The organism is Sphingopyxis flava (assembly GCF_900168005.1).
GTDB classification, from domain to species: Bacteria; Pseudomonadota; Alphaproteobacteria; order Sphingomonadales; family Sphingomonadaceae; genus Sphingopyxis; species Sphingopyxis flava.
The window spans coordinates 1-12,507 of record NZ_FUYP01000027.1 but is presented as its reverse complement, the minus strand read 5'-3'; the positions used below and the strand labels follow the sequence as shown (position 1 = coordinate 12,507).

The 12,507-nt window shown below is 64.0% G+C and carries 14 protein-coding genes; 9 read left to right on the top strand and 5 right to left on the bottom strand.

Features of this window, described 5'->3' with window-relative positions; translation table 11 throughout:
- Nucleotides 1-9: 9 nt before the first annotated feature.
- A complete protein-coding gene (locus B5X69_RS16675) occupies nt 10-600 on the bottom strand; it encodes a TetR/AcrR family transcriptional regulator (RefSeq protein WP_079639732.1) in 591 nt (196 codons plus the stop codon).
- Nucleotides 601-677: 77 nt separating this feature from the next.
- Between B5X69_RS16675 and bdcA the strand changes: the two genes are divergently transcribed.
- Nucleotides 678-1,391 (top strand): SDR family oxidoreductase, encoded by a 714-nt coding sequence (gene bdcA / locus B5X69_RS16670; protein WP_079639731.1) that lies wholly within the window; start codon nt 678-680, stop codon nt 1,389-1,391.
- Nucleotides 1,392-1,493: 102 nt separating this feature from the next.
- On the opposite strand, the gene nth is transcribed toward bdcA, so the two are convergent.
- Both nth and dapB read right to left on the bottom strand, forming a co-directional pair.
- Entirely contained in the window at nt 1,494-2,147 is a 654-nt protein-coding gene (gene nth, locus B5X69_RS16665) for an endonuclease III (protein ID WP_079639759.1), read from the bottom strand.
- 5 nt (nt 2,148-2,152) lie between these two features.
- The gene (gene dapB, locus B5X69_RS16660) at nt 2,153-2,881 is read right to left on the bottom strand and encodes a 4-hydroxy-tetrahydrodipicolinate reductase (RefSeq protein ID WP_079639730.1); all 729 of its coding nucleotides are present in this window, start codon (nt 2,879-2,881) and stop codon (nt 2,153-2,155) included.
- Between the two features lie 146 nt (nt 2,882-3,027).
- Here dapB and B5X69_RS16655 point away from each other — a divergent pair, with 146 nt between their 5' ends.
- Nucleotides 3,028-3,732, top strand: coding sequence for an NAD-dependent deacylase (locus tag B5X69_RS16655; RefSeq protein WP_079639729.1), 705 nt, complete (start codon nt 3,028-3,030; stop codon nt 3,730-3,732).
- 103 nt (nt 3,733-3,835) lie between these two features.
- Here the strand turns inward: B5X69_RS16655 and tadA are convergent, their stop codons facing one another.
- Nucleotides 3,836-4,291 carry a tRNA adenosine(34) deaminase TadA gene (gene tadA / locus B5X69_RS16650; protein ID WP_079639728.1) on the bottom strand — a complete coding sequence of 152 codons (456 nt, stop codon included), beginning with the start codon at nt 4,289-4,291 and terminating at the stop codon, nt 3,836-3,838.
- Nucleotides 4,292-4,429: 138 nt separating this feature from the next.
- Between tadA and rpmB the strand changes: the two genes are divergently transcribed.
- Nucleotides 4,430-4,723, top strand: a complete 294-nt coding sequence (rpmB, locus tag B5X69_RS16645) for a 50S ribosomal protein L28 (RefSeq protein WP_079639727.1) — start codon at nt 4,430-4,432, stop codon at nt 4,721-4,723.
- 14 nt (nt 4,724-4,737) lie between these two features.
- On the opposite strand, the gene B5X69_RS16640 is transcribed toward rpmB, so the two are convergent.
- Entirely contained in the window at nt 4,738-5,745 is a 1,008-nt protein-coding gene (locus B5X69_RS16640) for an esterase-like activity of phytase family protein (RefSeq protein WP_079639726.1), read from the bottom strand.
- 193 nt (nt 5,746-5,938) lie between these two features.
- Between B5X69_RS16640 and B5X69_RS16635 the strand changes: the two genes are divergently transcribed.
- The 6 genes from B5X69_RS16635 (at nt 5,939) to B5X69_RS16610 (ending at nt 11,973) form a co-directional block, all read left to right on the top strand.
- Nucleotides 5,939-6,334 (top strand): glycine zipper 2TM domain-containing protein, encoded by a 396-nt coding sequence (locus tag B5X69_RS16635; RefSeq protein WP_079639725.1) that lies wholly within the window; start codon nt 5,939-5,941, stop codon nt 6,332-6,334.
- Nucleotides 6,335-6,520: 186 nt separating this feature from the next.
- Nucleotides 6,521-7,615, top strand: coding sequence for a Ppx/GppA phosphatase family protein (locus B5X69_RS16630; RefSeq protein WP_079639724.1), 1,095 nt, complete (start codon nt 6,521-6,523; stop codon nt 7,613-7,615).
- Nucleotides 7,612-8,340, top strand: coding sequence for an RlmE family RNA methyltransferase (locus B5X69_RS16625; protein WP_079639723.1), 729 nt, complete (start codon nt 7,612-7,614; stop codon nt 8,338-8,340). Before B5X69_RS16630 ends, B5X69_RS16625 begins: the two co-directional genes overlap by 4 nt.
- A gap of 39 nt (nt 8,341-8,379) precedes the next feature.
- Entirely contained in the window at nt 8,380-9,846 is a 1,467-nt protein-coding gene (locus tag B5X69_RS16620; RefSeq protein ID WP_079639722.1) for a S41 family peptidase, read from the top strand.
- A gap of 214 nt (nt 9,847-10,060) precedes the next feature.
- Complete coding sequence (locus B5X69_RS16615; protein ID WP_079639721.1) at nt 10,061-10,732, top strand: OmpW/AlkL family protein; 672 nt, start codon at nt 10,061-10,063, stop codon at nt 10,730-10,732.
- A 281-nt stretch (nt 10,733-11,013) separates the two neighbouring features.
- Nucleotides 11,014-11,973: a sensor histidine kinase gene (locus B5X69_RS16610; protein ID WP_079639720.1), complete on the top strand. Its 960-nt coding sequence runs from the start codon at nt 11,014-11,016 to the stop codon at nt 11,971-11,973.
- Nucleotides 11,974-12,507: the final 534 nt, after the last annotated feature.

The following is a 12,507-nucleotide window of genomic DNA, read 5'->3' as shown; positions in this document are numbered from 1 at the left end:
GCTTGCACCTCATCCAGCCAGTGCCTGCGCCAGAGTGCCGCCGGCAAGCCGCGCGGTGGCGAGAAGGCGGGGCAGATCGTGACCGTTGCGCGCTTTTGCTGAGAGCCCCGACATGGTAGTGGATACATAATCGGCCACCGAAGCCGCGCTCGCGGGATACCGCGCCGCGATATAATCGTGGATCCTGTCCTCTGCCGCGCGGTTTAACGCGCACGCCGCTTCTCGGGCGTCGGCATCATTGCAGCGCGTGCCTTCAATGACGAGGCAGCCGGCTGCCTCAGGGTCGGCAGCGTAGCGCCGCGCCGCCTCCTCGAGCAGGGCCGCGAGCGCATCGGCGACCGGCACGTCCTCCCGCAGGATCTGGTCGAGCGGGATGGCACCGGTGCCCCCCCAATGATCGAGCACGCGCGCATAGAGACCGGCCTTGCTACCGAAGGCTGCGTAAAAACTCGGGGGATTGATCCCCAGCGCATCGGTGAGGTCCGACACGCTGACCGCGTCATAACCCCGCGCGTGAAATAGCCGCTCGGCTACCGCAACCGCAGTGTCAGGGTCGAAGCGCCGCGGCCGCCCACGCGTTGAAGATCTATTTGTAATCATCGTTACAAAAAGCCTTGACGAAAGAATACCCGCTTTTATGTAGTGACCCCTACATTAATTAGCAAGGAATTCTCCCCATGTCTGCATTCCATGACAAATCGGTTCTGATTCTGGGCGGCAGCCGCGGCATCGGCGCCGCGATCGTTCGCCGCTTTGTGGCCGAAGGCGCAAAGGTCGTCTTCACCTACAATGGCTCGCGCGAGGCCGCTGAGGAGGTCGCGGCCGAGACCGGCGCCGCCGCCGTGCCGACCGACAGTGCCGACCGGGACGCAGTGATTGCGCGGGTACGTGAGTGCGGTCCGCTCGATATCCTCGTCGTCAATTCCGGCATCGCACTCTTCGGCGACGCTCTCGATCTCGACCCCGACGAGGTAGACCGGCTGATCCGCATCAACGTGACCGCTCCCTATCATGCCGCGGTCGAAGCTGCCCGGCACATGCCCGAAGGGGGGCGCATCATCGTGATCGGTTCGGTCAACGGCGACCGCATGCCCGTCCCGGGCATGGCCTCCTACGCGCTCAGCAAGTCGGCGCTGCAGGGCATGGCGCGCGGACTGGCGCGCGACTTCGGACCGCGCGGGATCACGATCAATGTCGTGCAGCCGGGCCCGATCGACACCGATGCCAATCCTGAAGACGGTCCGATGCGCGATATGTTGCACGGCTTCATGGCGATCAAGCGCCACGGACGTCCCGAAGAAGTAGCCGGAATGGTGGCCTGGCTCGCCGGTCCCGAGGCGAGTTTCGTCACCGGCGCGATGCACACGATCGATGGCGCATTCGGCGCTTGAGGTTCATGAGGGACGGCCGCCGCGGCCGCCCTTCATCGCCCGGTTCTTGGACAAGTAGGAGGTGGGCAAAGATCCGCGCATCCCAAGCGTGCCCCTGGGAGATTATACACTTTTCCCCTGTGGCGCTGGCGTCTTGGGCTTGTAGCGGCAAAGATCTGCAACCGGGCAGCGCCAGCACTGGGGAGTGCGCGCCTTGCAGATGTAGCGACCATGAAGAATCAGCCAGTGGTGCGCGCCAATGCGAAACGGACCCGGCACCTTCTTTTCCAGCTGCTTTTCAACGGCGAGCACCGTTTTTCCAGGCGCAAGACCGGTGCGGTTGCCGACGCGGAAAATATGGGTGTCGACCGCGAAGGTCTCCGCCCCGAAAGCCGAATTCATCACGACATTGGCGGTCTTGCGACCGACGCCCGGCAGCGCGACCAGAGCGTCGCGGTCGGCGGGAACCTCGCCGGCATATTCGCGAATGAGGATCTGCGACAGCGCAATGACATTCTTGGCCTTTGCGTTGAACAACCCGATCGTCTTGATATGCTCCTTCAGCCCCTCCTCGCCGAGATCGAGCATCTCCTGCGGCGTCTTCACCAGTTCGAACAGCTTGCGCGTCGCCTTGTTCACCCCGACGTCGGTCGCCTGCGCCGAGAGCACCACGGCGACGAGCAACTGATAAATATTGCCATATTCAAGCTCGGTCTGCGGGTCCGGATCGAGGTCCGCAAGGCGGCGAAAGAACTCGAAAACCTCCGTCCCGGTCAACGTCTTCACGATAGCCCCAGCACCTGCGGCATGGTGTAACGCCCCGGCTTCTGATGGATCAGCCACAACGCCGCCTTCACCGCACCGCGCGCAAAGATCATGCGGTTTTCAGCGCGATGCGACAGGGTGATCATCTCTTCGGGACCGGCAAAGATCACGTCATGGTCTCCCGCGACGGTGCCGCCGCGCAGGCTCGCAAAGCCAATCTTGCCATGACCGCGCGCGCCGGTGACACCGTCACGGCCGCGTTCGGAGCATTTGGAAAGCTCGACCCCGCGGCCCGCGGCGGCCGCCTCGCCCAAGAGCAGCGCAGTGCCGCTCGGCGCATCGACCTTGTTGCGGTGGTGCATCTCCAGGATCTCGATGTCCCATTCGGGGTCGAGCCGCGATGCCGCCTCGCGCACGAGATGCGAAAGCAAGGTGACCCCGAGCGAGGTGTTGCCGGTCTGGAGAACGGCTATGTCCTTTGCTGCATCGTCGATCAGATAATGGTGGCGCTCCTCAAGCCCGGTCGTACCGATGACGATCGGCCTTTTCGCCTCGACGCAGGCATCGAGCGTCGCCTCCAGCGCCCCAGGCGACGAAAAATCGACGAGCACGTCAGCCGCCGCCGCCACCTTGGCGACATTACCGCCCTTGTCCACGCCGCAGCTGCGCTGCCCTGCCTCCGATATCGCAGCGGCAAGCGCAACGCCCATCCGGCCCTCGCTCCCGATGATACCGATGCTGGTCATAATGCGTCCCCTCTCTTTCCTCCCCTTTAGCCCCCCGCCCCGGGCGAAGTCGAGACGCACGCCAGAAATGATCCTCGCCGCGAACCGGGGATGGCGGCATTCAGCGTCTCTCGACTTATCGAGATGCGGGCGGATATGGGAACCGCATGTCTTCGATTCGCAATATCGTCATTCTGACCGGCGCGGGCGTCTCAGCCGAAAGCGGCATCAATACCTTCCGCGACGCCGGCGGACTGTGGGAGGAGCACCGCGTCGAAGACGTCGCAACTCCTGAGGCGTTCGTGCGCGACCCAGACCTCGTCCATCGCTTCTACGACGCACGGCGCGCCGCGATCCAGGAAAAAGCCCCAAACGCAGCGCACGAGGCACTGGCCCGGCTCGATGCCGCATGGCCAGGCGAGCTGCTGATCGTGACCCAGAATGTCGACGATCTGCACGAGCGCGCTGGCGCGAAGAGGCTGATTCACATGCATGGCGAGCATCTCAATGCCAGGTGCACGGCGTGCGACCAGCGAAGCCCGTGGACGGGCCCGCTGATCAACCGCCCCGGCTGTCCCGCATGCGGCATGGCGGGATATCTGCGTCCCGACGTCGTCTGGTTCGGCGAGATGCCTTACAGGATGGACGAGATATATCACGCGATCAACCGCGCCGATCTTTTCGTGTCGATCGGCACATCGGGCGCCGTCTATCCCGCAGCTGGCTTCGTACGCGAGGCCCGGGCAAATGGCGCGCGGACGCTCGAGCTCAACCTCGAGCCGAGCGAAGGGAGCTATTGGTTCGACGCAGCGCGCCATGGTCCTGCCACCGTGCTCGTCCCGGCGTGGGTGGAGGAAGTGCTTGGCGGCTGAGGGAGTGACCGCTCGGGCAACCCCTTTCGGGAAGCAGCCCGCCCATCTCTCTTGTCCGCGGACCTGATCCGGGTTCTCGCGTCTTGATAGATCGAGCGGACCCTTACCGCCGCTTCGCAAAGAAATCCCGCAGCAGCGCTGCCGCCTCGCCCGCACCAATGCCGTCGAAGATCTCCGGGCGATGGTGAATGGTCGGCTGCGCGAAGAGGCACGGGCCGTGGACGACCCCGCCCCCCTTCGGATCGTCCGCCCCATAATAGAGCCGGCCGATGCGGGCTTGGGCGATCGCGCCGGCGCACATCGCGCACGGCTCCAGCGTCACATAAAGGTCGCAGCCGTCGAGGCGCTCATTGCCGAGTTTTGCCGCGGCGGCCCGAATCGCGACAATCTCGGCGTGCGCCGTCGGATCATGCGATTCGCGGGGGCGGTTGTGGCCTTCGGCAATGATCGCACCGTCCTTGACCACTACCGCGCCTACCGGCACTTCGCCCCAGTCGGCGGCGATCTGCGCAAGATCGAGCGCGCGGCGCATCGGTTCGGGCATAGGAAAAGGGGACATTTCCCACAGCTAATCGCTTGACGAATCCCCGGCAAGCCGATAAGCGCGCGCCTTTCCCGGCCCATCCGGTCTTGCCCTTCCCCGTTTTTCGGGAAGCGCCCGGACGCCGACCCGAATTTTTTGACGAGGAAGAGCATCATGTCGCGCATTTGCGAACTGACCGGCAAGGGCCGCCAGGTTGGCCACAATGTCAGCCACGCCAACAACAAGACCAAGCGCACCTTCCTGCCCAACCTGCAGAATGTGACTCTGCTTTCGGACGCCCTCGGCCGCGGCGTGAAGCTGCGGGTGTCGACCCACGGTCTGCGCTCGGTCGAGCATAACGGCGGTCTCGACAACTGGCTGCTCAAGACCAGCGACGATCAGCTGTCGACAAACGCCCGCAAGGTGAAAAAGGAAGTGGCGAAGAAGCTGGCCGAAAAGGCCGCCTGAGCCTCATCCAGCCGCTAAAGCAAAAGGCCGCCGGACGACCGCGCGGCCTTTTTGCTGTCGGGCAGACCGACGAGTTCGAATTGCAGCAGCAGGCTCCGCTGCCAGCTGTTGAAATTGTCGTCCGAGACAAGCCAGAGCCAGGTGCGACCATCGCGCACCTCGACCGCTGCGCCTTCGAAATTATCGGCAAGCCGCTTCGGCACCCGTCCGATTTCGCGCGAACGCACGAGCCTGTCGGGGCCGATGTTCGCGGGGTCGAGAACGCCGAGAATCGTCGTGAACACGGGGTCGGCGCCCAGCCTGCGATGGACGAGGAGGATTCGCCCATCGGGAAGCAGCGCGGCGTCGCTGACCGAGCCCTTGCCTTCGGCATCGTAGAAAAAGCGAACGGGCGGCGAGTCCGCCGTCACGGGATCGCCGGCGAAGACAAGCGCCTCGGATCCGCGCGCATTCTTGCCCGGCGCCTCACAAAACAGGATCGTGCGGCCGTCGGCGAGGCGGACCATTGCCTCGGGGCCCGCATAGGCCGACCAGCGCCGCATCGCCGCAGGAGCGGTGCGCGCCTCGATCCGCGACAGCCCCCGATCGAAGCGCCAGATCTGGTTCGTGCCCTCAAACGCCACAAGGCTCGTTCCGCTCGCAGAGTCAAAGACCATCGCCTCGGCGTCAATCATCGACTTCTTGCGCTTCCGGCCGTCGGGTGTGGGCAGCGCGGCGATGTGGACCGCCGCCACCTCGCCACCCGGCTGAAGGGTGAGCCGCGTCCAATAGCCCGTGTCGGAGACGAACTGGAACCGGCCGGGCGCCATGACCGTGACCGCCGACAGTCCGCCAAAGCGGCTGTGCGGGCTCGTGAGATGCCAGCCGCGCACAAAGCGGAGCATCCCTGTCTCCTCCTCTGCAAAGCCGAGCGGACGCGCTGTCACCTCTTGCCTATAGTCGTTCACCGGAAAGCGCATCGCTGTGCCGGGCATGGGACCGAGAAGGGCAAAGATCAGGGCGGCAGGAAGAAGGCGGCGCATTGGCGTCGACGTAGAGGGGCCGGCCGCCGAAGAAAAGAGCCCATGCCCTCCTTGCAAAACTGAACCTCAGGCAACCGAAGCTGAACGAAGGCCGACAGCGATGTTCAGGCTTGGCTCAATGCGAATCGCGCAGAACAGCCTCATCGATTCACCGCCCCCAGGAAGGGCCACTGAAGGAAGAAGGAGCAAGACGATGAAAAAGATGATGACGCTCTCCATCGCCGCCCTGATGTCCACCGCGATGCTGGGAATGGCGACCCCCGCCGCTGCGCAGACCGGCTATTATGACCGCAACGGCTATTCGAACTATTATGCCGGCTACGACCGCAACGATCGTCGTTATGACCGTCGCTACGATCGCCGCGCCGACCGTCGCTATTACAATAACCGCAACTACCGAAACGATCGCCGCCACTATCGCCAGTGCGACAAGGGCACCGGCGGCACGATCATCGGCGCGGTGGCAGGCGGTCTTGCCGGCCATGAAATCGCGGGCCGAGGCGACAAGACCGTCGGCACGATCATCGGCGGCGCAATCGGCGCCCTTGCTGGCCGCGCGATCGACAAGGGGAATGACGGCTGCCGCTAAGGGCTGACCCGACCTCCAACAAACTACTCCATCCTGCCCCCCGGCCGCATTCGCGCGGCGGGGGGCTTTGTTTGCGCGCCCGCCCCCCGGGATCCAACTTGCCATCATCGCCGGCCCCGCCTAATCTTGCTGCCAAGTGCACGTTCGCAACCATGCGGGCGGGTGAGAAGACAGGTCAAAATAGTCATGCGGCAAATGGCAGCGCCAACAGGGCGACCGCCGCGCACCGGTGCAGCGGTGACGAAAAACAGAAAGACGGGTGCCCCCGGGCTCCGCCCCACCGCGTTCACGCGACCAAAAAGCTATGCCGCAATCGATCTCGGCACCAACAACTGCCGCCTCTTGATTGCGCGGCCGCAGAATGGCGAACTGGTCGTGATCGACGCCTTTTCGCGCATCGTTCGCCTTGGCGAGGGGCTGCACTCCAGCGGGCGGATCAGTGAGGCTGCAATAGACCGCGCGGTCAGTGCGCTCGCCATTTGCGCCGACAAGCTCCGCCGCCGCCACGTCACACTGTCGCGCGCCGTGGCGACCGAAGCATGCCGCCGCGCTGCCAATTGCGACGAACTGGCAAGTCGGGTGCGGCGCGAAACCGGTATCGTGCTCGATGTGATCTCGGCGGCGGAAGAGGCGAGACTCGCAGCGCTCGGCTGTCACAATCTGATGGAGCCCGGCGACGGCCCCGCGCTGATCTTCGATATCGGCGGCGGGTCGACCGAATTGATGCATGTCGATTCGGATGGCCAGGAGATTACGATCCGAGACTGGATCAGCGTGCCCTGGGGTGTCGTATCTCTTACCGAACATGTCCCGCCAGCCGAGGACAGTCTCGAAGCCCGGCAGGCAAGCTACGCCCAAATGCGCGCGGTGACGCGCGATGCCTTTGCCGCTTTCGCCCAGCGCGCGTCGCGCTTCGCCGGCGAGCCGCTGCGCCTGCTCGGGACCAGCGGCACTGTAACGACGCTCGCCAGCGTTTTCCTCGATCTCCCGCGCTACGACCGGCGCGCGGTCGACGGGCTGGTCGTCCCTGCCGATGCGATGCGGGCAATCAGCCGCCGGCTCGCGGAAGCAAGCCTTAGCGACCGCGCGGAGATCGGCTGCATCGGCCGCGAGCGCGCCGACCTCGTCGTCGCGGGCTGCGCGATTCTTGAAAGCATCATCGACCTCTGGCCCGCGGCGCGGATCGGGGTAGCCGACCGGGGCATTCGCGAGGGCATCTTGCGTACGCTGGCAGGACAGAGCCGCACCGTTCCGGTGATCCGCCGCGAGTATCGCAAATGAGCCGCAAGGGAGGCAGCGGGGGTCGAAGCGGACGCGGCGGGCTGCACGAGCGGGTAAAGACCGCGCGGCGGCGTACCGCCTCGTCGACGCGCTGGCTGCAGCGGCAGCTCAATGATCCCTATGTCCGCCGCGCGCAGGCAGAAGGTTATCGCTCGCGCGCGGCCTACAAGCTGATCGAGCTCGACGAGAAATTCGGCTTCCTCAAAAAATCACGCGCGGTCGTGGATCTCGGGATCACCCCCGGCGGCTGGTCGCAGGTTGTGCGCAAGGCAAACCCGCGCGCGCGGGTGGCGGGGATCGACCTTCTGGCCTGCGAGCCGATCGAGGGGGTTGCGATCCTCGAAATGGATTTCATGGATGACACAGCCCCCGCTGCGCTGATCGACGCGCTCGGCAGCGCGCCCGACCTTGTCATTTCGGACATGGCAGCGAACACGGTTGGACATCCGCAAACGGACCATCTGCGCACCATTGCGCTTGCCGAGACCGCCGCTGATTTCGCGGTGCAGAACCTGCTGCCCGGCGGCGCCTTTGTCGCCAAGGTCTTTGCAGGCGGCGCCGACCGGACCCTTCTGACACTGCTCAAGCGGCATTTTACGACCGTCAAGCACGCCAAACCGCCTGCGAGCCGCAAGGGATCGCCCGAACTTTATGTGATTGCCCAGGGCTTCAAGGGGCGCAGCGACGCAGCCGAAGCGGCCGAGGCAGAGGAAAGCGCCCGTTAGCTCGAGGAGGGGCTGCGGGCCGGACTGGGGAGAGAAAGAATGAATGGGTCGGGCAAATCCGTTGCCGCGGTAACGATCGCGGCGCTGATGCTGGCATCGTGCGGCGGCGGAGGCGGGGGAGGCAGCAGCGCACCGCCCGTCACCGTCACGCCGACGCCGTCTCCGACCCCCACGCCGACGCCGACCGCCGGCTGCAGTCTCTCGTCGCGCCAGGCCTTTGCCAAGGCGGTGATCGACGAATGGTATCTGTTCCCCAGCGATGTCGCCGGCAACGTCAACCCTGCGAGCTATGGCGACGTGCAGACCTATATCGACGCGCTGCTCGCGCCCGCGCGTGCGCAGGGCAAGGACCGTTATTTCACCTACATCACTTCGATCGCCGAGGAGGATGCCTATTATGCCAGCGGGTCGAGCGCCGGCTTCGGCGTCCGTCTTGCCTACAACCCGTTCACCCAGCGCATCGTCATTGCCGAAGCCTATGAGGGCGCCCCGGCGCTCGCAGCCGGAATCGACCGGGGCGCGGAGATCTCGGCAATCGGGACGAACAGCAGCAATCTTCGCACGACTGCGAGTATCGTCGCGGCCGAAGGCACGGCGGGGCTGATCAACGCACTCGGCCCTGACGAAGCCGGGGTGACGCGCGTGCTGAGGATCACCGATGCATCGGGGACACGCAACGTCACGGTCACCAAGGCCGAGTATGACATCGACCCTGTCTCGGACCGCTATGGCGCGAAGATCATAACCGAGGGCGGACGGCGCTACGGTTATCTCAACCTGCGCACCTTCATCACTTCGGCGAACGCACAGCTTCGCGCTGCCTTCCAGAATTTCCGCGATCAAGGCGTGACCGACATCATCATTGACCTGCGCTACAATGGCGGCGGACTCGTATCGGTCGCCGAGCTGTTCGGCGATCTATTGGGGCGCAATCGCAACGCGAGCGACCTGTTCGACGAGATCAAGTTCCGGCCCGAAAAATCAGCCGAGAACAGCCAGCATTTTTTCACAGCGCAGCCTCAGTCGATCGCGCCGACCCGGCTCGCCTTCATCGGCACGGGATCAACAGCGTCGGCGAGCGAATTGGTGATCAACAGCATGCTCCCCTATCTCGGCCCCAACATGACGCTGGTCGGCAGTGACACCTATGGCAAGCCGGTTGGCCAGATTGCGCTCGACAAGGCCTCGTGCGACGACCGGATGCGCGTGATCGCCTTCGCGCTCACGAACGCCGATGGCCAGGGGAACTATTATAACGGCCTCGCTTCCAAAATCCCGAACAGCTGCGCCGCCGACGACGATCTCGGCTTCCCGCTCGGGGATCCGCGCGAAGCCTCGGTGCGCGCGGCAATCGACTTCCTGTCGGGGCAAAGCTGCACCGCGCGCATCGCGGACACACGCTCGGCCTCGGCGAGCCGCATGACCGCAAGCCCAGCGCCGGGCCCCGAGATGCTCGTTCCCGCGAAGCCGACGACCGCCCAGCGCGAACTGCCGGGGCTGTTCTGACGGAGCGCAAGGAGCGCAAGGCCTGTCGCAAGCGGCTGGCCCGCTTTTCCTGAAGACTCTTCCGCGAGCGACGCGTGTGTTTTGCAACGCGACAATCAACGGCGCTTGAAAGCGCGTGGCTCGTTGACCAAGATCAAAGAAAAAATTGGGCCTGATCAATGCCCTCATCGGGTACCGCATTCATGGGGTCTCCATCAACAGAGGAGAAAACCCCATGAAAGCCCTCCATCTCCCCCTCGCAGCGCTTGTTGCTGCGATGATGGTACCCGGCACGGCGACGGCGAAATCCGGCGGCGTGCAGGTGAAGATCTTTGCAACCTATGTAGCGCCCGATGGCAAGATTACCGCGATCAAGACCGACCAGATTGGCCTTCCCGCCGGAACCCAGTCCAAGGCCGATGACAATGTCGCGCCGACGGTCGCGATCGAATATTTCCTGTCTGATACCCTCTCACTAGAAACCATCGCCGGGGTGACCGTGCACGACGTGAGCGGCCGCGGTGCGCTCGGCGGCACGACGCTCGTGTCCGACGCGAGCATCGTTCCTGCAACACTCACTTTCAAATATCATTTCGGCAAGGAAGGGGGCATGCGGCCCTATGTCGGCGCAGGACCGAGCTATTTTATCTTCATCGACGAGAAACCCGGTGCCACCACGCTGGCCCTCGGCGCGACGCGGCAAAAGATGGGCGACAAATTGGGCGCAGCCTTTCAAGCCGGGGTCGATATTCCGCTCAACGATCGCGGATTTGCGATCTCGCTCGACACCAAGCGCTATATCCTGCGCCCGACGGCCACCTGGTACGCGGGCAGGACGGAGGTACTCAAGACGCGTCACACGCTTGATCCCTGGGTCGTGAGCGTCGGTGCCGCCTTGCGCTTTTGACCTCGGCATGCCCGCGCCGGACTCGCGGCCTGGCGTCCCGTCGGAGCTGCGTCCTGCGAAATCGGCGGTGCCGGACGCGGTGCCACCTTTCGCTCCGGTGGCTGCCATCGACGTCGCCCCTTCACCGCTGCGAGGGGCAATGGGGGCATGGCTCCGGAGCACCGTAGGTCCCTGATTATTTTTCATTTCCATCATAGCGTGACCGTGTCGGCACCCGCTTGACACGACTCCGCCCGTGGTATTCAAACGGACCAATTTCGATCTTGTCTCAGGGGTGAGATATGACACGGATCGACTTCGTTAAACGCGCGATCCTCAAAGGGTCGCGGCCCGTTCCAGCGACGCTCGGCTGGGTTTTCACCGCATTGGCAATTCCGACGCTGCTTCGCTTCGCGATGAACCCCTTCTTCGACGCGCGCCTTCCCTACCTCGTTTATTTCCCCGCGGTGTTGCTGGCAGCCGTTTTTCTCGGTTGGCGTCCAGGAACCATCGTCGCGATCGGGTCTGCGATCCTCGCGAATGTCGCGTCTGGGGTTTGGCTCGCGAACAATTGGAGCGGCCCGCAAACGCTGCTAAGCGCGGCCCTGTTCGGTCTCGCTTCCGCGTTGATGATATTGGTTGCGCAAACGCTGCGCCGTTCGGTCGTCGAACTGAAAGCCACGATCGAGCGCGAACGCAACCTTGCCGCCGAGCTCGGGCATCGGGCGAAGAACCATCTTGCTCTTATCGAAGCACTGGCGCGGCAGTGTGAGAAGCAGGGGGAGAGCGCCGAAACCTTCTTCGAGCGCCTGCTTCCGCGCATCCAGGCGCTCGCCCGCGCGCAGGATCTGCTCACGCGCACCGGCTGGGGCCCCTGCCCGCTCGCATGGTTGGTCAAGGAGGCGCTTCTGCCTTTTTCCGATCATGGCGGCATCACACTGGATGGACCCGACGTGTCCATCCCGCCGAGCCAATGCACGCCAATGATTATCGCCGTTCACGAGCTTGGCACCAATGCTGCGAAATATGGGGCGCTCTCGCAGCCGTCGGGGCAGGTTGCCATTCACTGGGAGGATCCAGCTGACGGATCCGGAATCCGCTTCCACTGGAACGAGCGCGGCGGGCCCGAAGTGACCGAACCCCAAAGACGCGGCCTCGGAACAAGGCTACTCGCGCGGCTGCCGGTCTTTACCGATTTTGCGCACGAGTTTCCGCCCGGCGGCGTTAGCTGCCGCTTCCGCCTGAAGCCGGAAATTGCATGACCTCAGGCGCAGTCCGGTGACGCACGCCCTATCCGCCTTGCCACTTGCATGGTCGATGCGCCGTCGCGACTGGGCCTATTGGAAATGCCCTTCCGGTGAAATATAAAGCTACAGCCTTTATCTGCCGATCAGATCGTCGCGTTGGGATCGATCAGCTCGTGCAGTTGCCAACTCGCGCAAGCGGCATAGACCGGAAGGGCGCGAAATGGATCGTGGTCAGAAGCGCGCCCCAGGGGCGACACTTTGCCGGTCCCTTAACGCCGGGCTGCCTTTAGCTGGGTCATTGCATCTGGCGTTACAGGCCAATGGCGACACCGCCATTTTTCCAGAAAACTATTGATAATATGGAAATCGGCTCTTCCTCGTGAACGGGGGATGAGGGAAATTGGGTTAGACTTGTCATAGGAAGGACAAGTCTGATGAAGAAGAAGGCTGATCAGGGAATCGACGGCATATTAGGGCTGTCGGATGTTGAGATTGTCCGTGTCGAGCGGCGACGCGACATTCGTGTGTGGGCGCGGCCAACGAAGCGGC